Annotated in this window: 13 protein-coding genes and 4 pseudogenes; 12 read left to right on the plus strand and 5 right to left on the minus strand. The window is 68.4% G+C overall.

Annotated elements, in window-relative coordinates:
* The first annotated feature begins 13 nt into the window (after positions 1–13).
* Positions 14–760, plus strand: a complete 747-nt coding sequence (locus tag OG698_RS13170; RefSeq protein ID WP_406103227.1) for an SDR family oxidoreductase — start codon at positions 14–16, stop codon at positions 758–760.
* Between the two features lie 536 nt (positions 761–1,296).
* On the opposite strand, the pseudogene OG698_RS13175 reads toward OG698_RS13170, so the two are convergent.
* The 3 genes and pseudogenes from OG698_RS13175 to OG698_RS13185 form a co-directional block, all read right to left on the minus strand.
* Positions 1,297–1,392 (minus strand): annotated as a pseudogene (locus tag OG698_RS13175) (IS5/IS1182 family transposase); the annotation flags it as partial.
* 212 nt (positions 1,393–1,604) lie between these two features.
* Entirely contained in the window at positions 1,605–4,337 is a 2,733-nt protein-coding gene (locus OG698_RS13180; RefSeq protein ID WP_406103228.1) for an ATP-binding protein, read from the minus strand.
* A gap of 867 nt (positions 4,338–5,204) precedes the next feature.
* Positions 5,205–5,708, minus strand: a complete 504-nt coding sequence (locus tag OG698_RS13185; RefSeq protein WP_406103229.1) for an SsgA family sporulation/cell division regulator — start codon at positions 5,706–5,708, stop codon at positions 5,205–5,207.
* Positions 5,709–7,278: 1,570 nt separating this feature from the next.
* Between OG698_RS13185 and OG698_RS13190 the strand changes: the two genes are divergently transcribed.
* The 9 genes and pseudogenes from OG698_RS13190 (at position 7,279) to OG698_RS13230 (ending at position 16,791) form a co-directional block, all read left to right on the plus strand.
* A complete protein-coding gene (locus OG698_RS13190; protein WP_398379758.1) occupies positions 7,279–8,214 on the plus strand; it encodes an RNA polymerase sigma-70 factor in 936 nt (311 codons plus the stop codon).
* 10 nt (positions 8,215–8,224) lie between these two features.
* Positions 8,225–8,659: a cupin domain-containing protein gene (locus tag OG698_RS13195; protein ID WP_406103230.1), complete on the plus strand. Its 435-nt coding sequence runs from the start codon at positions 8,225–8,227 to the stop codon at positions 8,657–8,659.
* Positions 8,660–8,803: 144 nt separating this feature from the next.
* Complete coding sequence (locus OG698_RS13200; protein WP_406103231.1) at positions 8,804–9,325, plus strand: hypothetical protein; 522 nt, start codon at positions 8,804–8,806, stop codon at positions 9,323–9,325.
* Positions 9,326–9,715: 390 nt separating this feature from the next.
* Complete coding sequence (locus tag OG698_RS13205) at positions 9,716–12,070, plus strand: FtsX-like permease family protein (RefSeq protein ID WP_406103232.1); 2,355 nt, start codon at positions 9,716–9,718, stop codon at positions 12,068–12,070.
* Between the two features lie 388 nt (positions 12,071–12,458).
* Positions 12,459–12,659 carry a hypothetical protein gene (locus tag OG698_RS13210; protein ID WP_406103233.1) on the plus strand — a complete coding sequence of 67 codons (201 nt, stop codon included), beginning with the start codon at positions 12,459–12,461 and terminating at the stop codon, positions 12,657–12,659.
* A complete protein-coding gene (locus tag OG698_RS13215; protein WP_406103234.1) occupies positions 12,659–13,252 on the plus strand; it encodes a class I SAM-dependent methyltransferase in 594 nt (197 codons plus the stop codon). The genes OG698_RS13210 and OG698_RS13215 overlap by 1 nt, the downstream gene beginning before the upstream one ends.
* A 27-nt stretch (positions 13,253–13,279) precedes the next feature.
* Entirely contained in the window at positions 13,280–14,176 is an 897-nt protein-coding gene (locus OG698_RS13220; protein ID WP_406103235.1) for an RNA polymerase sigma-70 factor, read from the plus strand.
* A 260-nt stretch (positions 14,177–14,436) separates the two neighbouring features.
* The gene (locus OG698_RS13225) at positions 14,437–14,934 is read left to right on the plus strand and encodes an Ohr family peroxiredoxin (RefSeq protein ID WP_398379746.1); all 498 of its coding nucleotides are present in this window, start codon (positions 14,437–14,439) and stop codon (positions 14,932–14,934) included.
* 479 nt (positions 14,935–15,413) lie between these two features.
* Positions 15,414–16,791: pseudogene (locus tag OG698_RS13230) on the plus strand (NF041680 family putative transposase).
* Between the two features lie 132 nt (positions 16,792–16,923).
* On the opposite strand, the gene OG698_RS13235 reads toward OG698_RS13230, so the two are convergent.
* On the minus strand, positions 16,924–18,495 hold the full coding sequence (locus OG698_RS13235) for a cytochrome bc complex cytochrome b subunit (RefSeq protein ID WP_406111028.1): 1,572 nt from the start codon (positions 18,493–18,495) through the stop codon (positions 16,924–16,926).
* Between the two features lie 429 nt (positions 18,496–18,924).
* Positions 18,925–19,612: pseudogene (gene ilvC / locus OG698_RS13240) on the minus strand (ketol-acid reductoisomerase); the annotation flags it as partial.
* Between the two features lie 192 nt (positions 19,613–19,804).
* On the opposite strand from ilvC, the gene OG698_RS13245 reads away from it, so the two are divergent.
* On the plus strand, positions 19,805–20,029 hold the full coding sequence (locus OG698_RS13245; RefSeq protein ID WP_406103236.1) for a hypothetical protein: 225 nt from the start codon (positions 19,805–19,807) through the stop codon (positions 20,027–20,029).
* A 55-nt stretch (positions 20,030–20,084) separates the two neighbouring features.
* Positions 20,085–20,707, plus strand: a pseudogene (locus tag OG698_RS13250) (transposase); the annotation flags it as partial.
* Between the last annotated feature and the right edge of the window lie 16 nt (positions 20,708–20,723).

Genomic DNA, 20,723 nt, shown 5'->3' on the forward strand with positions numbered 1-20,723 from the left:
AAAGGACACCGCTATGAAGGTCGTAGTGATCGGCGGAACCGGGCTCATCGGCTCGAAGCTGGTCGGCAAGCTCAACGAGTACGGGCACGAGGCGGTCGCGGCCTCGCCCAACACCGGCGTCAACACTCTGACCGGCGAAGGACTGGCCGAGGTGCTGCAGGGCGCGTCAGTCGTGGTCGACGTGTCCAACTCCCCTTCGTGGGGCGACGAGGAGGTCATGAACTTCTTCCGCACCTCGACCAGCAACCTCCTGAAGGCCGAGGCGAACGCTGGCGTGACGCACCACGTGGCGCTGTCCGTGGTCGGCACCGACCGCCTCCAGGGGAGTGGTTACTTCCGCGCCAAGCAGGCGCAGGAAGAACTGATCAAGGCCTCCGACGTCCCGTACTCCATCGTTCACGCCACGCAGTTCTTCGAGTTCGTGAACGGGATCGCGGACATCTCGACCGAGGGCGACACCGTACGTCTGGCACCTGTCAAGTTCCGGCCCATCTACTCCGACGACGTCGCCGCGGCCGTCGGCCGCACTGCGGTCGGCGCACCGGTCAACGGCGTGGTCGAGGTCGCCGGCCCGGACGTGTTCCAGCTCGACGAACTCATCCGTCAGATACTCGGCGACAAGGACGACGCCCGCACGGTCGTCACGGACCCGAGTGCCCCGTACTCCGGTGCCGAACTGAAGGAGACCACGCTCGTGCCGGGCCCTGACGCGCATATCGCCGAGACCCGGTTCGCCGACTGGCTCATGCGGCAGCAGTAGGGGCCCCTGCGGGGTGGCCCCTGGCGACAGACAGGGGCCACCCGGCCGCAGCTTCACCTCACTGCTGAAGGGCTGGCACTACCTCCTGATCAAGGACGTCGAACTGCCCGTTCACATTCGATCTCGAGTTCGGTGTAGCGAGCCGGAACGCTCACCGTCAGAACCGTCTGGACGCCGCGGGCACGTTCACCCTGTAGCGTTCCGACCGGGGGGCCTGACGGTAACAGCCGACTCAAGCCGGGCATCAAGTCGTTGCCCGGCCTGCCTCACCGACCGGCCGTGGTCAGCCGAAGAAGGCCGCCCATCGCGCAACTCTCCGAGTCGCGCGGCTCGTTGGGAGAGGTGACCCGATGGCCCTGTCCCAGCATGACCTACTTCGACGGCTGGAGCCGGTGGACCTCCTTCATCCCCCGCCTCATGAAGGGCCCGACGACCGCCTCACCACGTAGACACGGTCCAAGGCGCATGCACCGGGTGCTCACAGGCGGGCGTGGCCATGATCGTACTGCCGGTGTTACCCGGGTAGTCCGCGATAGCCGCGGTAGGGGATGCGGAACGATGGCGCCGACTCCCTGGTAGGCGCGGTCCGCGAGGATGAGGACTTCCCATCGCAGGCACGCCTGTACGATCCCGAGTACTCAAATCCTGGTCAGTTGGTCACTCCCGGGCAGGTTCCGTTCCGAGGCAGCCTTCGCTTCCTTCGCCGACGAATGAGGGGCGCCTCTTGGCTACCCCGGCACAGAGGTTCTCTGCAGCGTCCCCGTGCGGCCGACGCTGTGCACAAGGCCGAGCACGGACAGCTCGACGAGAACAACGCCGACCTACCGAAACCGACTTCGGCAGGTCACCCCGGGGCGCTGGAGACGTCGGACCCGGGCTGTTCATCATGAAGTGCGGCTAGTGCGGCGGCGAGCTTGCCCCGGCCGGTAATGCCAAGGCGTGGATAGATGCGATACAGATGCGCGCCCACGGTCCGGTGCGAGATGAACAGGCGCTGGCCGATTTCCCTGTTGCTCAGCCCCTGTGACGCCAGCACGGCTATCTGCATTTCCTGGGCCGAAAGCTGCTCGCCGGTGTTCGCGTACCGTCGACTGCTCGACTCGCCGGTGGCACGCAGCTGCTCGCGGGCCATCTCGGCCCAGGGCTGCGCGCCGACGCGGTCGAACTCGTCGCGGGCGAGTCGAAGCGGGTGCCGGGCGTCCACGTTGCGGCGTTGGCGGCGCAACCAGCGGCCCTGGTGCAGATGCAGCCGGGCACGTGACAGCGTCCAGTCGGCCGGCAGTGCGGTGAGGGCGGCGGCATAACGCTCCTCCACTCTGTCATCCGGAGCCAGCACCGCGTCGGTGTAGGTGTGAGCCACCACCATCATTTCCGAAGGCAGCTGTCTGGCCAGCACCGGAAGGTCGGCCAGCAGTTCTCGGGCCTGCTTCACGGTGCCTGCGGCGACTGCGGCGTCCGCCAGGTCCGGTGCGAGCAGCCAGCGACTCACCGAGTGGTAGTGCGGGTCAACGGGATCGAACGCGCGAGTGAGAACGTTGTATGCCTCCATTGCGCGGCCGTCGAAGAGAGCGAGCAGGCCGTCGGTCTGCTGCGCCATCACGGTGACGAACGGCATACCCGGGAACAGGCTGTGCATGCGTAGTTCGCGGACCGTCCGCGCTGCTTGTTCGGTTTCTCCGCGCAGCGCCGCCACCAGGCCGGCCGTAGCCTTCAGTCCTATCCAGACGATCCATTCTCCGGTTTCCTCGGCCAGGGTGAGCCCCTCGGCAGACTCCTCGCGAGCTCGCTCGAGCTGACCGAGGTACACCTGCGGCCAACTGGCGGCCAGCGAACGGGCGAGCAGCCCGAGCCGACCCTGCGACCGCCACGCCGCGGCCGCCAGCGCGAGGTACTGGACGGCGCGACTGATGTCACCGATGACCATTGCGCCACTACCAAGAAAATGCAGGATCCGACCGTCTTGATGGTTTGCTCTGATTCTGTCGAGCCGCGCGATCACGTCAGCCCCGTACTGGTACGGCTCGGTGTATGCCCGCACCGCCAGCACGTGGGGGGCGTCCGGGTCAGGATTCCATCGGTCCAGTTCTGCTGCGGCCCGGGCGCGCACCTGCGCATCGCCGTCCTGGAAGAAGCATCGTGCGCCGGCACGCCACAAAAGGTTCTCCGCGACGTTTTCGGCTCCCGCGTCGAACGCTCCGGCCGCCGCAGTGACCATGTCCTGGATCCGTCGCTGTGGCTCGCCCGGTTCGAAAGCAGAATTGTCGGACACCACCATGAGGCGAGCCCGCTCCACCCGGCCCAGCACGCTCATGTCGGTGCGGTCCAGCAGCGTCTGGACGCTGATGCGGTCGTTGATCTCGCTGTACAGCTCGGCCGCCCGGACCAGGATGCCGGTCCGGCGCTGCGAATTGAGGACAAGGTCGGCCGCCTGGCGCAGCGCCGGGACGGCAGCCGCCACCTTTCCTCGGGCCTGCGACGCATCGGCGAAACGCTCGAGCCGGGCGGCCAGCTCCTCGTCCGGCCCGATGGTGGCCGCTGCCTCGTGGGCGAGTTGACGCTCGGGGCTGTCGTCCATCACCGATGCGAGAGCACGATGGGTGGCCAGCCGGTCGGCGAGCGTAGCGTGGGTGTAGATCGCCGTGCGCATCAGCGGATGGCTGAACTCGACGGTATAGCCGACCAGGCTGACGAGATCCGCGTCGACCGCCTCCTGCACTGCATCGACGGAGACCGCCGAGCCAGAGAGGCGACTCGACACGTCCAGCAGCAGGTTCAGGGGCGTGGCCGGCTCGGCGGCCATGACCAGGAGCAGGGTGCGACACTCCCGGCTCACCGAATCGGTACGCGCGGAGAACGCATCCTCCAGGCGCTGGGTCAGCGGCAGGTCGTCCATCTGCGTGGTCATGCCCTGCACCGCCTTAGGCAGCTCTACCAGGGCCAGCGGATTGCCCGCGGCACGCTCCAGGATGAGCGCCCGCAATGGCGCCTGCAGGTCGGGCGCGCCGACATCGAGCAATTCGGCGGCGGCCGGCGGGCCGAGCGGTCCCAGAGGGAGGTCCAGGAGCACGTACGATTCGGAGTACTGGATCCGGGCGGCAGCGATCACCTGTATGGCGAGGTCGCGGGTGCGCCGGGCGACGAACTTGAGCACGTCCCGGCTGCAGGAATCGATCCACTGCACGTCGTCGACCAACAGCAGGAGCGGCTGCCGGTTGGCCGCGTCGGCGAGCAGCTCAAGCACGGCCAGTCCGACCCGATATATCTCGGGCTCGGTGTCCCCGACTCCGAACGCGCCGCTCAGCGCCGACCGGTGCGGAGCCGATAGGTCTTTCATGCCACGGACGACTGGTTGCAGCAGCAACTGCAGCGCGGCGAATGGCAGCCACTGCTCGGGCTCCACCCCGGACGTGCGTAGCACCGTGAAGCCGCTTTCGTGGGCCTCGGCCCCGAGCGTGCGCAGCAGAGCCGACTTGCCGACACCAGCGGCGCCATGGACCAGTAGCGCACTGCCGTGCCCGGCCGCAGCGTCCGCCAGCAGCCCACGCAGGGTGCGCAGCTCCTTGTCCCGTCCGATCATCGCACGCGTACAGATGCCGCCTTCTGCGGGGTTCGCAACAGCCCCGTCCCGACGCGTACGTCCGCCGGGACCGTGCGCATGTGGACCGGAACGAGCCGGGCGAAAACCATGCCCTCTGCCGTCCGGCGCTGCCCGCCTTCGTTGCTTGCGTTGACCGTGGTGACAGGATGCTCAGGCAGGACCGGACGTTCACTCATCGGCACAGCGGGCGTGGGGCACAGCACGTGAGGCTTCCTCCGTCAACGGGTCGTTCTGACCGCCATGGTACCCGTCAGGTGCATATGCCGGTGCAACGCAACCATCAGTCGAACGGCTCTCGGACGACGCAGCGAACCACGGGTCTCAACCGATTCCGGGCGGACCCGTGACTTTGCCGAGCGTGATACCGAAGGGGGGAAGAAGCCGTGGAGGCTCATAGCCGAAGCACCCCATCGGCGGAATCGGTCGCCCGGAATAAGATGAACCACTGTCAAGGCGGTCAGGTTCTCCCTCTCAGGACCTTGCCCTGCAGGTTCAGTCAAACTGAGGGTCGAAAAGACATCGGCGAGCAGCACTGCGTCGGGCACCGGCCGATTCCCGAGACCGTCGGCTGGCGGCCCCGTCGATCCGCTCGGAATGACCATTCGATTTCCGGTCGGTGCAGTCCGGCCCGGATCGCGCCCAGATCAGCATCCTGCTGGGGCAGCGCCCACAGTTGATCAATCCAGCCGTGAGAGAGGGGTCCATGCTCGCCGGTAGACCCTCTCGTCGGTACACCCGTTCCCCTGGGCGTCGCAACGTCACCGGGTCACCGGTTCCGACCCGTACACGTCCCAGGAATCGCCGGACATTCCTCGATCGGGCTCGAAGCCGTGCCTATTCGGGTCGTCATGTTTCATCTGGCAGGTGGCTGACGAAACTTTCGACACCCACAAAACGACTTTCTTCTCCGAGGGGTACGACCTCGAAGGTGCATTTTAGGAACTCGTCGATCACTACCGCCGATGTGGCTACAACAAACACTTCCCAGCCCGACCGGAATGACATGTACACCAACCCGTGACCGCGGATTTCGGTAGGCCACATCTGGACGTCGCCGAGGCCAGCGAGCCACCGTCGACCGGAAATCAGGAGCTCGCGCCCAAATTCCCACTCAATGGCCGCGTCGGTGCCCGCATTGAATGCTATGGATACTGAATACGGCTCCGTGCTGTCGTATCGGAGATCTGTTATGACCGGCAGCGGCGCCTCCTCTTCGACAAGAGCGACGACCGTCCGGCACGTCACTGGCTCGGGCTGGGTGTCCCGCCCCGCGTGGCCATCTTGTCGGTGTCTGCGATCTTTGTAAGCACACTCGCGGTCATCATCGGTGTCGAAGACCTTCCCACTCATAATTCGTCCTCTCTCGTCTTCCCGCCACGACGGCTACTGAGACGGCTGCTGATCGGGGGCCCAGAGCCGTGAATTGGCAACCGTTGGTTCGGCGGGCCCTCACCTGCTCCGATGTACTGCCTCCGAGCCTGGGACCGGCGGAGGCCCGATTCATCAGTCAAGTGACTATGAGCGGACGGGCCAGATCGGATCAGGGCGCTGGCACTGTGCAGCGGTCGAGTGACAGCGCCGGGTCGCCGCACACCTCCCGGTTGATGACCCGCTCGTCGGGAACCGAGCCGAATCGCATGACCGCTTCGCCTGCCGTCTGCATCGGCAGCTGACCCTCGACGCGAGCGTCGGGCCTGCAAACACTGCCAGCAGCTCGCCGTCGTCGTCCTGGCAGACGGTTCAGCCGACCCGGACAACACTCTGTCGCTGGCGCACATAGGCTCGCTGGGTAAACAGGTCCACCCGCCACGGCTCCTTCTTCCCGACCCCGATGGCTCCGGTCGCCTGGGTCACCCAGCGGTCGTCCTGGCGCTGGGGACCGTCCAGCGATGATCGGCCCAGCTGTGCCGCCGCGAAGGCCGCGCAGTCGCTGCACTGGGCGACACAGGCTCTCAGCCTTGCGGAAGTCGCTGTACGCACCCGGCAGCCGACTGGAGCTCATCCTCGCTCTCCAGACCAGGGCGCTACGCCCACCGGGCGTATTGGTGTGCTTCGTGCGGCGCCGCCGCATTGGCGGCCGTCGCGTCGGATGGTCGGCCGATCCGCAGCGGCCGTCGGGGCACCCCCTCCATGCGCAGGCCGACGCGGCGACCACCACCACCGCCTCGGCGTCCTGCTCCGACGTCGATGTGTTCTTGACCCGTGGCGCGGAGCGGGCCGCGTTCGTCCTCGATGACGTCTTCGGGATGGCGCCGCGCACGGCCGCCGACATCTGGGGCGGTCCGAGAACTGACGGACAGGTGCACGCGGTGCGCGAGGCCTGCGCGGCACAGGACACCGATCGGCTCACCACGCCGTTGGCGGCGGACGCGGCGGCGTTCTTCGACGGGCCGGCAAGGTACGGACGCGGGTACGGCCCGTGCACGGCCGGAAGCAGGTGCCCGGGGTCTGCCAATGGCCGGACCGGACTGGTCGTGCCGTACGCCCGGCGGGTCGCCGCTGTCACCGACCTCGACGTCGCGGGCCGTCAGGTCGTCCAGGTCGGGGTCGTCATCAATCCCGACAACTCCTGTCCTGGAACGAAGCCGCTGCCCGGCCCGGCCGTCGTAGGGGCCCGTCGGCACGGACACAGCACACACGGGTCGGAAAGACTGGTTTCTCCGGGCAATGCCGGCGTGAAAGTGGCACTCGGACGCACAACATCCAACACGTCTTCGACGCCACGTCCGCAGTTGCACGCAAACCCTGTCACAAAACAGTGGCCTCCATGGTCAATAAGGCTGACGCGATCGGAGCAGGCCCCTGTGGGTGGTTTCGCCCTGCCCGAACACCGCCTCGCGCCAGCAGTTGCCCATCGGACGGCCGGTGCGTCGCGTCATCTGACAGCGCTGGCCCCCGGAGGAACGGAGACAGAAGGACCATGCATCCCGAGACACCCCCCGCGGACGATGCCCTTGACGGGGCCGTGTCCGTCTTCGTCGGACTCCGGCCCCGCCTCTTCGGAATCGCATACCGCGTACTGGGCAGCGCGGTCGAGGCCGAGGACGTGGTGCAGGAGGTGTGGCTGCGCTGGCAGAAGACGGATCGCTCGGTGGTCGTCAGCCCGGCGGCCTTTCTGTCCAGCACCACCACCCGGCTGGCGATCAACGTGGCCCAGTCCGCCCGGGTGCGGCGCGAGACCTACATCGGCCCGTGGCTGCCCGAACCCGTCGACACGAGCAGCGATCCCGAGGTGGGCGCCCAGCGGGCCGAAGCCCTGGAACTCGCGATCCTGCTCGTCCTGGAGAAACTGACCCCCACGGAGCGGGCCGCATACGTGCTACGGGAGGCGTTCGACTACGCCTACGCCGAGATCGCCGAAATCCTCCAGCTGACCGTCGTCAACGTGCGCAAGATCGTCAGCCGCGCCCGCACGCACCTCGGCGCGGAGCAGCGCGGGAGTGTCGACGCGGCCGAACACCGGCGCCTGCTGGAGACGTTCGTGGCAGCGGCGCAGAACGGCGACATCGCCTCCTTGGAAGCGCTTCTCACCCCGGATGCCGTCAGCCTGTCCGATGGCAACGGCATACGCGGCGCCGCGCGCGTGCCGGTACTGGGGCGCGCCCGGGTGGCGAACCTTTCGACCGCGTATCCGAGGTTTTGGGGCGAGGTGGAGGTACGGCCCGTCGAGGCCAACGGACGCGGTGGGGTGCTGCTCCACCGGGACGGCCGCCCCTCGACCTTCATGACCATCGCGGCCTCGGGCGATGGGATCCACCGGGTCATGTGGGTGTTCAACCCGAGCAAGATCGCCGCTTTCCTCGACTCCCGCTCGCGGTACGCGACCGCGTCGGGCATATCAACCCGCTTTTGCTGAGAGGACTTTCATGCGCATCCTGGCACGTCTGGGAGCGGTCGGTGCCGTGCTCGCCGCTGTCTCCCTCCCCGCAGGCCTGGCCCACGCGACCCCGGGCGGCCCCGGGGTGACCGCGAAGGTCATCGCCCGGACCACCGTCGGCGACCGGGACTACATCCTCCGCGAGATCACCGTTCCTCCGGGCCAAGGCACGGGGTGGCATTACCACGACGGTACTCTGTACGGCTATGTCAAGCAGGGAACGCTGAGCCACTTCGACGCCACCTGCGCTCCGGACGGTGTGTACCCGGCGGGAAGCACGATCCAGGAACCGGCGGGCGCCGATCAGGTGCACATCGGTGAGAACCGCGGAACCACGGACGTCGTTCTCGAAGTCCTGTACGTGCTGCCGCACGGCGCCCCCTTCTCGGAGGACGCCCCCAACCCGGGCTGCGCCATCGAGTAGCCGGCAACCGGGGGGCGACCCGGTCGCTCCTCGACGCGCGGGTGTTCCTGCCTATGATGTTGGGTGGTACTGGTAGCGAGCCGAATGACATGTCGTGGCACTGGACACGGGCGCGACCACAGGGTTGAGGGGCGAGAGGAACACATGGTGTCTGTAACCCACGCTGCGCATGAGATCGAGGTAACCGCCGAGAGCCTCCAGGGGGATCTGGCTCGGCTGGAGGTCCAAAAGCAGGCCCTGGAACGGGAGTTGGCCGCGGTCAAGGCGCACCTCGGCTCCGTCCAGCGGGCCCTGGGTGCGCTGCAGACCCTCATGTCCGCCGCCGGGTCGGCACCGCCCGGAGCCGTCGGCGCCACGGCCACGCACGAGACCGGCGGCGCCACCCGTGTGGAGCCGCGACGGGAGCCGGCCACGACGGCTCCCGTCGACGAGGCCACGGCCTCCGACGAGGCGGGCGGTCAGCAGAAGTACGGCAAACTCACCGAGCAGATCCTGGACTACTTCGCCGGAGCCGGTGACACCGACGTCCGGGCACGCGATGTCGCCGAGGCGCTCGGCCGTGCCACGGACAGCGGCAGCATCAACGCCGTGCGCAGCACTCTCGACCGCCTGGTCGGCACGTCCCGGATCCACCGCGCGGGCCGAGGTCTGTACCGCGCCGCGTGAATCTCCGCATCACCGGGGAGCCCACGGCGCGCGGAACGGCCAACGGCGACACCGCCGCGGAGCCGGCCCCGCCACGGCTCCGCGGCGGGAACCCGCTCCGGTCGCGCCCCTGATCCAGCGGGCGACCACCCGGACGTTCTGCGTCGGTGACCGGTTACACCGCATGATGTTGTGACACGGTGCACAATGGTTGCTGCGGTACAGCATGCGCAACTATACCTTCGGTGTATAGTGCGGGCATGCCGACAGGCGGCCTCCACGCCATGCCGCTCCCCCTTCTGTACGGCCGATGTGATCGGCACTCCATGCCCCCGGGCCGTACGGACGGCGCCCCGCGCCCCGTACGAGAGGAAGACAGTGAGCCCAGCTCGCAAAGATGCGCGTCATGTCGTGACGGCGAGAGTCCCGGGCGGTGGACGGCGTTTCGGGGGACTTCGCGCGCTCGGCCTCGGTGCCCGGCTCGCCCTGACCGGTGGCCGGGAGGGCAAGGTCCGCACCACCCTGACGGCCGTCGGAGTCGGGCTCGGAGTCGCCGTGCTGTTGCTCGCCGCGTCGGTACCCACCGCCCGGCACCACCGGGACGAGCGCATTCACCACCGCATCGACGTCAACCTCGACGACCGCGCCATCATGCCTTCGGCGGGCACTGTACTGATCAGCGACATCGACACCGTGTTCCGGGACAAGAAGATCCGGGGGCGCATGGTGCAGCCGGAGGGGTCCGGCGCACCGCTTCCGCCCGGACTCCGGCGTTATCCACGCCCCGGAGAGATGGTCGTGTCACCAGCACTGCGCAAGCTACTGGCCGCACCGGGCAGCGAGCTGCTGCGCGAGCGCCTCGCCCACCCCGTCGTGGGCGAGGTAGGCGACCCGGGCCTGCTCGACCCCGGCGAGTACGTCTTCTACCTGGGCGGAGATCACATGGTGACCGGCGTCGCGGGCACGCGGCGACTGGACCACTTCGGCAAGGTCTACGCGAAGAAGCCCCTCTCCCCCCAACTCGCCCTGCTCAGCATCGCGGGGATCGTCGTACTGCTCGCCCCGGTCGGCGTCTTCATCGCCGCGGCCGTCCGGTTCGGCGGTGAGCACCGGGACCGGCGGCTGGCCGCCCTGCGGCTGGTCGGCGCGGACCGCCGGATGACGGCCGGCATCGCCGCGGGCGAGACGCTGCTCAGCACACTGGCCGGTATCGCGCTGGGCGCGATCCTGTTCATGGCGGGCCGTCAGTTCATCGGGCTGGTGGAGGTACAGGGGCTGGGCGTCTTCACCGAGGATCTCACTCCACAGCCTCTACTGGCGGCCCTCACGGTCGTCGCCGTCCTCGCACTCTCCCTCGCCGTCACGCGGATGGCGATGAACAAGGTGGCCGTGGAGCCCCTCGGAGTCGTCCGCAGGTCCGGCGGGACCACCCGGCGCCTGTGGTGGCGTATCGCGCTTCCCCTGCTCGGACTGGTCCTGCTGCGGACGTCCGTGCGCAACGCATCCGACCTGCACGACGTCACCACCGTCGTGCAGGTGGTCGCCGGCATGCTCGCGCTGCTCATCGGGGTCACCGCCGTGCTGCCCTGGATCGTGGAACGCCTCACCGGGCTGTTCGGCGGCTTCGGTCCGCTGTCCTGGCAACTGGCGGTACGAAGGCTGCAGTTGAGCGGCGAGGCTGCCACCCGCTCGGTCAACGGGATCGCGGTCGCCGTGGCCGGTGCCGTGGCGCTGCAGACCCTCTTCACCGGGATCACCCAGCAATCTGCGGACCGCACCCCACAGGCGGCGCACGGTTCCTCCTCGCCCCGCACGCACATCGGTTTCGCCCGCCTCGATGACGGCAAGGGGGACGCGGAGCGGTACGCCCCGGTGTTCGCCGCGACTCCCGGTGTGCAGCAGGCCGTCGGTTTTGGGGAGTTGTCCGTGAGTACGCCCGACGGCGCCTTCCCGCAGACGGTCCGCATAGCCGACTGCGCCGGGTTGCGCCGACTGGCCGTGTTGCCCGCCTGTTCCGACGGGGACGCCTTCCTCGTCACTCCGGCCGGCACGCACGGAGCGGACGACATGACCACATGGAAGGCGGGCATGAGGCTGCGCATCGGCGCGGACGGCCCCGGATGGAAGACACCGCGCATCACCGCCACCGCCCACGCCACGAGCGCCGATCCACCAGGCGACTTCCCCGAGCGCATGCTGCTCACCACCCCCGGGGCAGCAGGGCCGATCGCGATCGCACACGCTGTCAGCACGGTCGACCTCACCTACACGGCCGCAGGCAGGAACGTGCAGGACCGCATCCGCACCGCGGCCGCCCGACTGGACCCTTCCTTCACTGTCGACTTCCCCGGACAGCCTCAGGGCAATCCGGCCCGCGACGGGATCAAGCGGGCCCTGCTGGCCGGGGTGACGGCCGTCCTGCTGCTGATCGCCGCGAGCATGCTGCTCGGCGCGCTGGAACAACTCCGCGACCGCGCACGCGTCCTGGCCGTGCTGGTCGCCTTCGGTACCGGGCGGCGTACGCTCGGCGGATCCGTCCTCTGGCAGACCGCACTGCCCGTCGCACTGGGGCTGCTCGTCGCGGAGCTGGTCGGGACGCTCCTCGGCGGCGCACTGCTCGGTCTCGTCGGCAAGCCCGTGGTCTACGACTGGAGCACCCTGCCGGCCATGGCCGGCATCGGCGCGACCGCCGCCGTCGGCGTGACCCTGCTGACCCTGCCCACACTGTGGCGGTCGACGCGGCCGGAGGGCCTCCGGCACGAGTGAGCGGTCGTCCCGGAGCGTGGCCGAGCCTGTCACCGAACTCGATCTGGCAGGCCGGGTCGCGCGCACCTGAGAACACCAGGGCCGGGGCGGACATCTCCGTCAGCGCTGGCTTCTACTCCGCGCCCGTCGTCAGGGCGGGGCGGTAGAGCTCAAGGATGCTGTCCTTCATCATCGGCGCGTCCACGTGGCTGACCATCTCCTCGGTCATGAACCGGTCGCCCTCGACCAGTCGTGCCAGATCCTGGCGAGGGGATGCCAGATGTACTGGGCGCGCTGACCGGGCCGTTGCCGCCCCCGGGGCCGAGCAGGTGACATCCGCCCCGGCGCCGCCACGACCGCGGTCGCGCCGCACTGTCACAGACGGGGCACATGGCCGGTCTTGCTGGATATGCACCCATCCCTGGCAGATGCGTCCGCCGCCCCTCTCCACCTGGAGCCGCAGGACGGCTACGCGATCAGCGCCGAGTTCTACGACGTCCTGCAGGCGGAACGAGACGCCGCGCGAGTACGTCGGTTGTACGGCGGCCATGTCCGGCACGCCCGTCTCGGTGTGCTGGACGCCGGCGCGGGAACCGGCCGGTCACGCTGATGAGCCTTGCGGAGTCCCGGGCCCCCGTGCACGCCGTCGAGCCCACGCGTGCCATGCGCTCCCCGCTGATGACCGGCCTCGCGTCCCTGCCCGCCGCGCTGCGCAGGCGGGTGACCGTGCATCCGCACACCCTGCAGGAGTCCGGCCTGCACGGCGTGGCGGACGTGGCAATATGCCACAACATGGTCGCGTGTCTGCCTCCGGCCTCCCGGCGCTCCCTGTGGCCGGCCCTCGCCGACGCGCACGTGGCCGGGGGTGTCCTGCTCGTCCAGCTCCCGCCCGCCCGTCTCCCCCTGCACGAGACCACACATGATCTCCCGACGCAGCGGGTGGGGCAGCACGAGTACGGGGGACGCATGGTGACCTCGGCCGACGAGAACCGGATCCGGACCCGGTTCGACTACTGGGTCCGCGGCGACCACGGTGTGCTGCGCGAACACCACGAAACGTTCTGGATGTGGTCCGCCTCGCGTGCGACGGTGGTCGCGGAACTGGCCGGGTCCGGGTTCGTCCCACGGTCCGGTCCGCCGGATCCCACCGTGTTGACCGTCCGGCTCGCGGCGACACACAGGAGCCGCCGGTCCGGCTTGTAGCATGGGGTCCGAGACTGGAGGACATATATGCGCGCCGGTGACCACCCAGGCTCCCTCGACCGGGCGGCGAGTGACTTCGTCGCGGCGCGGCCCCAGCTCTTCGGTATCGCCTACCGTGTGCTCGGCAGCGCGGTAGAGGCCGAGGACATCCTCCAGGAGGCGTGGCTGCGCTGGCAGAGCACCGACCGCGCCGGGATCGAAGAACCGGCCGCCTTCCTTTCCACGGTCACCGCCCGGCTGGCGATCAACCTGGCCCAGTCCGCCAGAGTGCGGCGCGAATCGTATACGGGACCCTGGCTTCCCGAACCCCTGGACACGAGGGCGGATCCGCAGCTGGGCGCGGAGCGGGCGGAGGCGCTCGACCTGGCAGTCCTTTTCCTGCTCGAGAAGCTGAATCCCGTGGAACGCGCCGCCTACGTACTGCGGGAAGCCTTCGTCTACCCGTACCGCCGCATCGCGGAGGTCCTGGAGACCAGCGAGGCCAACACGCGCCAGCTGGTGACCCGTGCCCGCAAGCGTCTGGCCGCGGAACGCCGGGAACCGGTCGGCCGCGCTGCGCACCGGCGTCTGCTGGAGGTGTTCCTGGACGCGGCGCGGACCGGTGATCTGGCGGTACTGGAGGAGGTCCTCACGGAGGACATCGTGAGCTACTCCGACGGCGGCGGAACGCGCGGGGCATCGAAGATCCCGGTATCCGGGCTGCCGCACGTCTCCCGGTATCTGGCCGCCTTCGCCCCGCGCTTCTGGCCGCGGACGGATGTCCGCTGGGTCGAGGCCAACGGCAGGCCCGCCGTCCTGGTCTCGGAGGACGGCAACGCGAAGGTGCTGCTCTGTGCTGATGTGTCCGCGCGCGGCATCGAACGTCTCTTGTGGGTGATGAATCCTGCGAAACTGGTTCCTTACGTGGCTTCGCTGGACGCCTGAGGCGGCTTCCGCGCGCTGCGGACGGCCACGGATCCCGGGCGGGCGGGTGTTCCGTCGAGGGCATGTCACAACAGGGGTGACATGCCGGTCAACTAGCTGTCCCTGACTGGCACGCCCTCACAACGTAAAGGCTCACACAATATGACACCCAGCACACACGAGGCCGTGGGCTCTGCCCGGCGGCCGGTGGTTACCCACCCCCGGACATCCGATCCGGCTCCGCGCGCGGCGATGGACCGCGACGTCGAGGGGGTCACGCGGTGAACGAGCCGGTCAGGTTGCCCGATCTGTCCACCGAAAGGGACTTCGACGGGGAGTCCTTCGCCGCGATCTACACCACAACGGTGACCGTGAGCGGCGGTGTGGCGAGTCACGGCCGGGCCACCGGCCGGGCCCGCTCGGCCGACGGAATCCTGGATCTGGACCTGCGTATGCCCGCCGAACTGGGCGGCGACGGGCAGGGGACGAATCCGGAGCAGCTGTTCGCCGCTGGTTTCGCCGCCTGCTACCACGGGGCGCTGAGCCTGGTGGCACGGCAGGCCGCGCTCGACCCGTCGGCGATCTCCATCGAGGCGACCGTCGCGTTCGGGCGGGACCCGGCGGACGGCGGCTACCTGTTGCGCGTGGACTTGGTGGTCGAGTGGCCGGACGTCGATCCCGGCGTGGCCGCCCCGCTGATGGAGAAGGCCGATTCGCTCTGCCCCTACGCGAAGATGGCCGGGCAGGGCACGCCGACGAACATCACCCTGGCTTCCTAGCCGGACGGACCGCGCTTCGCGAGCCGGGCCTGGCCGGGAAGCGCGGTCCATCTCGGCCCACACCGTGATGACACCCGCCTCCGACGTCCGGTGGATCGGTACGGGGGACATGGCGCAGGATGGCGGAGATCTTCTCGACGCCGGGCAGGACGAGACCGTAGACGTTCTTCCACCCACCGTCGACGACGTGCCGGCCGAGACGGCGGAGGAGGCGGGTACCGAGTCCGCTGTTCTGCCCAGACGTCCTCCGCGAGGAGCCATCGCGTCGCGCATCGCTCTCCGTTCCGTTTTTTGAGTGTGCGTGGCCTCTATCAGACCGGGTTCCGGGACACCGTGTGACAGCGTGCTCGGTCACATGTCACACCGGAAGGGCCCGTCCTGTCTCAGAAGCGAGGCCGGGGGCTCGCCCGGTCCGTCGCGGTCGACTCGCACACACTGACCGCGGACGAACCCCGGCCCGGGGCAAGTTCTATTCCTGCCTGACCGCTCGTTCGGACGCGTTGTTCGAGCTGGCTGATGCCGTTCTGTGCGGCGACGGGCCGGTGAGGTCGCTGGCCGAACTGTCCCTGGTGGGTGAACACCGCCGCGGCCATGGCGGGCTCTACGCCGCCCTGGCCCGTGGACGCATTGATGCCGGACGGCTGAGGCGGGCGCTGGCCGAAGTGCCACTGCCGCGGACGGCCGACGGCCGGCTGGTCCTGGCCGTCGATGTCACCTGCTGGCTGCGGTCCGACACACACCTCACCACAGCGGATCTTGTGCCACACCTACGGCCGGGGGAAAGACCAGCACATCCCCGTCCCCGGCTGGCCCTACTCAATCGTCTGCGCACTGGGGCCAGGCCGCAGCTCGTGGACCGCACTCCTGGACGCACTGCGCCTGGCGCCCGGCGACGACACCGCCACTGTCACCGCCCGGCAGTTACGCGATCTGCTTCAGCGACTGATCGCAGCGGGGCAGTGGCAGACGGGCGACCCGGACATCCTCATCGTCGCGGACGCCGGATACGACGCACCCCGCCTCGGCTTCCTCCTGAGGGGCCTGCCCGTGCAGGTGCTGGCCCGGATGCGATCAGACCGCGTCCTGCGCTGGGCTGTCCCGCCCCGGCTGCCACACACCCAGGGCAGGCCGCCCCGGCACGGAGGCGAGTTCGTCTTCGGACAGCCCGACACCTGGGACACCCCGGACACCGAAGCCGTCACCGACACACGCCTCTACGGCACCGCCAGGGCCCGTTCCTGGAACCGGCTCCACCCCAAACTGACCCACCGCTCCTCCTGGGCCACAACCGACGGCACCCTCCCGATCGTCGAGGGCACAGTGATCCGCCTGGACATCGACCACCTGCCCAGCGGAGCAACCCCCAAGCCGGTCTGGCTCTGGTGGTCCGGCACCGACGCCACCTCGGCAGACGCAGACGGCCTCTGGCAGGCATACCTGCGACGCTTCGACATCGAGCACACCTTCCGCCTCTTCAAACAGACCCTCGGCTGGACCTCCCCGAAGATCCGCACCCCCGAGGCGGCCGACCGATGGACCTGGCTAATCCTCGCCGCCTACACCCAACTCCGTCTGGCCCGCCCACTCGCAGCCGACCTACGACGCCCCTGGGAGAAACCCCGTTCCCGGGACAGAATCAGTCCTGCCCGCGTCCGCCGCGACTTCCTGCACATCCGACCACAAGCCGCCTGCCCGGCCAGAGCACCGAAACCCTCTCGCCCTGGCCCCGGTCGGCCACCGGGCGGAAAGAACACCCGGCCCACACCCCGCCACGACGTGCACACACCCCGCAAAACACCATCGGCGAAGCAGCGGACACAGAAGTCAACCACCCCACGACCCCGCCGCACAGGTTGAAGATCAAGCTAGCCGGAACGGCTCGCGAGGACCGCACGACCGACGAGAGCCGGGCATCGTCACCGATGCCCGGCTCTTCCACGTGCGGACGCTGATCCCGACCGGGTCGGTACGCACGGCCCCGTACCGCGATCAGCGTCTGTGCACCCCGGTGGTCTGCCGGTACTCCTGCGCGGTCGGCTTGGTGATCTGTGCGTCCTCGCCGTAGAAGGCGCGGCTGAGCCGGACGCGCAGCTTCCGGGTGAGGCGGACCGCAGTAGCCGCGTCCCCGCCGTCGGCCCCGCGATCGGTACCGATCGGCTCGTACTGCTCGTGCTGGGTCAGCAGGTGGATCCGTTCCTGACTGAGCGGTGCGTGCACCTCGACGAACTCGCCGTGCGGCAGGCGCTTGATGACGCCGGTCTCACGACCATGCAGCAGGGTGTCGCGGTCCCTGCGCTGCAGGCCCAGGGCACACCGTTTCGTCAGGACGTACGCCGCCCACGGGACGACGAACAGGCCGACCCGAATCAACCACGTGACGGACTCGACCGGGACGTGGAGGCGGATTGCGATGATGTCGTTCGCGGAACCGATCAGGGCTACCCCGTAGAAGCCCAGCCACGCGACGCCGAGTGCGGTGCGCACGGGCTGGTTGCGCGGCCGGTCCAGGAGGTGCCGCTCCCGCTTGTCGCTGGTCACCCAGGCTTCGACGAAGGGGTAGGCGCCCAGGGTGAGGAAGAGACCAACGCCCGCCATGAGCGGAATCAGATTGTCCAGTGCCAACGTGTGGCCCCAGAAGGAGACTTCCCAGCCGGGCATGACCCGCAGCAGCCCGTCGGCCACCCCCATGTACCAGTCGGGCTGCGACCCGGCCGAGACCTGATCACTGCGGTAGGGGCCGTAGGCCCAGACGGGGTTGATCTGCGCGACCGCGGCGATGACGAAAATGACGCCCGCCACGAGGAAGAAGACTCCGGCGGACTTCACGGCCCGCACCTTCGCCGGCAGCCCCACGACATTGCTCTCGCTGCGCCCCGGGCCCGGGTACTGCGTGTGCCGGTGACGGAGTATCAGGAACAGGTGGAGGACCAGCAGTCCTACCATGAGACCGGGGATGAGCAGGACATGGATCACGTTGAAGCGGGCCACGAGGTCCGTGCCCGGGAACTCGCCGCCGAAGAGGAACATCGAGACATAGGTTCCGACGATCGGGAGGGAAAGGATCGTCCCGTTCACGACCGCGAGCCCCGTCCCTGACAGGAGGTCATCCGGCAGGTCGTATCCCGTGAGCCCTTCGAACATACCGAGTACCAGCAGCAGGAAGCCGACGATCCAGGTGAGCTCGCGGGGTTTACGGAAGGCGCCCGTGAAGAACACGCGCATCATGTGGACGAGCAGGGCCGCGACGAAGACCAGCGCCGCCCAGTGATGCGCCTGCCTGATCAGCAGGCCGCCGCGGACGTCGAAGGATATGTGCACGGTCGAATCGAATGCCTCTGACACCAGCTGGCCCCTCAACGGTGCGTACCTTCCGTCGTATCGCACCTCCTTCATGGACGGATGGAAGTACAGGGACAGATACACACCGGTGATGAGGAGGACGACAAAGCTGTAGAGACAGATCTCTCCCAGCACGAACGACCAGTGGTCCGGGAAGATTTTCCGGATTCTCTCCCGCGTCGCTCTCGGCGGCGCGGCGATTTCCCGGCCGGGCTCACCCATGCCGTCACCACCGTTCATGATTCGCTCACGCCGCGATGACCGCTGTTCCGATCGCGCCAGTAGGCGGCCTGTTCTCCTCGCTCAGCGGTCATGGCAGCGAAACCTCCGGGATTCTTACGCGTTGAAAGGCCCCGGATATCGATCACACTCTCTTGTCTTCATGACGAGGTACCGGGGGCTGCCACATAAGACCGGACAACCCGCGCATCTGTGACACCCGTCCGTAACGCAACCGGTGTCACAGGTCCCGTGTGACCCCGGTCAACCACCGGGGCACACGGTCGCAGGGAGGATGCGAGTCGCCCGACGAGCGCGGGTACCTGCCGGATGTCGCCTGGCGGGCGCGGACGATGCTGGTCCGAGACCTGCGCTGCACGGAGACAGAGCTTTCCGGTGCTGGGCTGTCCCCGGAGGGGGTCGTACGGTCTATGCCTTCTCGTACTCGTTGTACTTCTTCAGACCCGCCGTGGTACTCGGCCATCCACTCACGCGCGAAGGTGCCGTCCTGGATCTCGGCGAGGACCTGCTTCATCTCGGCCTTGGTGGCCTCGGTGATGATCCGCGAGCCGGTGACGTAGTCCCCTCACTCGGCGGTCTCGGAGACCGACCAGCGCATCTTATCCAGACCGCCCTCGTACATCAGGTCGACGATCAGCTTCAGCTCGTACAGGCACTCGAAGTAGGCGATCGCCAGCTGGTAGCCCGCCTTGACCAGCGCCGCGGTGCCACCGCAGAGGACGGCCTGCTCACCGAACAGGTCGGTCTCGGTCTCCTCGGTGAAGGTGGTCTTGATGACGCCGGCGCGGGTGCCGCCGATGCGCTTGGCCTACGAGAAGGCGTTACCCGAGGCGTCCTGCTCGACAGCGGCGATGCAGGGAACGCCGCGGCTCTCCTCGTACTGGCGGCGCACCAGGTGGCCCGGGCCCTTCGGGGCGACCCTGCAGACGTCCACGCCGGCCGGGGGCTTGATGAAGCCGAAGCGGATGTTGAAGCCGTGGCCGAAGAACAGGGCGTCGCCGTCGTTCAGGTTCGGGACGATGTGCTCCTCGTGGACCTGGGCCTGGATCGGGTCCGGGACCAGGATCATGATGACGTCGGCCTCGGCTCGCACTTCGGCATGGCGAACTGGCGAGCCTTTGCAACCTTGTGCCGGGTCGTGCCTGGGGTGAACGGCTGACCGGGGGCGCTCGTCATCGGAGTGACGTCGGGCCAGCGCCTGTCACATCCGACTCGCCTGTCCGGTCAATGCGGAGGGCGGCACGCACGCCGCTCTCCGTGAATCATCGCAGTGAGAGAAGAGGGACGCCTGATGCCACCGGACCCCGAGGAACACTCCGACCCTGCCTTCACCAGTGCGTCCCTGGCGGCCGAGGCTGCGCTGCTGGAGGCACGGCTGCGAATGCTTCAGGAGGAGATCGACCAGACCGATGCGGGCATCGAGACGCTATCCCACACACTCCGCCTGCTGCACCGCGATGCCTCCGCCTTGGCCGATCCGCCGGACGGCGCGCGGCACTGTGACTCATCCGGCTGAAGGAACACCGAATGACAACGACCGTTGTGCTGTGCGGTGCATCGGGTGACACGTCCTGGGAAAACCGTGGGGTCGATACCTCTCCCATCGGTCTCCCAACGGTATCCAATCGGTGTGCGCCCGTGCCTACGATGTCGAGGGGTACCCGTTTCCGGCGATCGGCGCCACCCTGCCGGACGCGATCTGGCAGCAATGCCGCACCCACTACGCCCGCGTGTTGCTGAGTCAGGTGCCCAAGTCGGCCCAGCCCTGGGTGGCCACACTGCTGCGGACCATCTTCGAACAGCCCGACGCCGAATCTGTCCAGGCCCGGATGCGGCACGTGCTCGGCGCCCTGGAAGCCAAGTTCCCCAAACCGCAGCCCACTTGGACGACGCCCAGGGCGACGTCCTGGCGTTCACCGCGTTCCCGCGCGAGATCTGGCGGCAGATCTGGTCGAAGAACCGCAGGAACGGCTGAAAAGGGAGATCCGCCGCCGCACCGACGTGGTCGGCATCTTCCCCGACCGCACCGCCCTGATCCACCTGGTCGGCGCGGTCCTGGCGGAGCAGACCGACGAAGTGCACCGAAGCCTGCCGCTACATGGGACTCGACCTGCTCGCCAAGGCCCGCCTCCACCCGATCGAGTCAGAAACCGACGAGACCGTCCTGCCCACGGACAGCGGACGGCCAGCCCTACAACCTGTTCGCCGAG

The sequence above is a fragment of the Streptomyces sp. NBC_01003 genome, from assembly GCF_045162695.1.
Classification (GTDB): domain Bacteria; phylum Actinomycetota; class Actinomycetes; order Streptomycetales; family Streptomycetaceae; genus Streptomyces.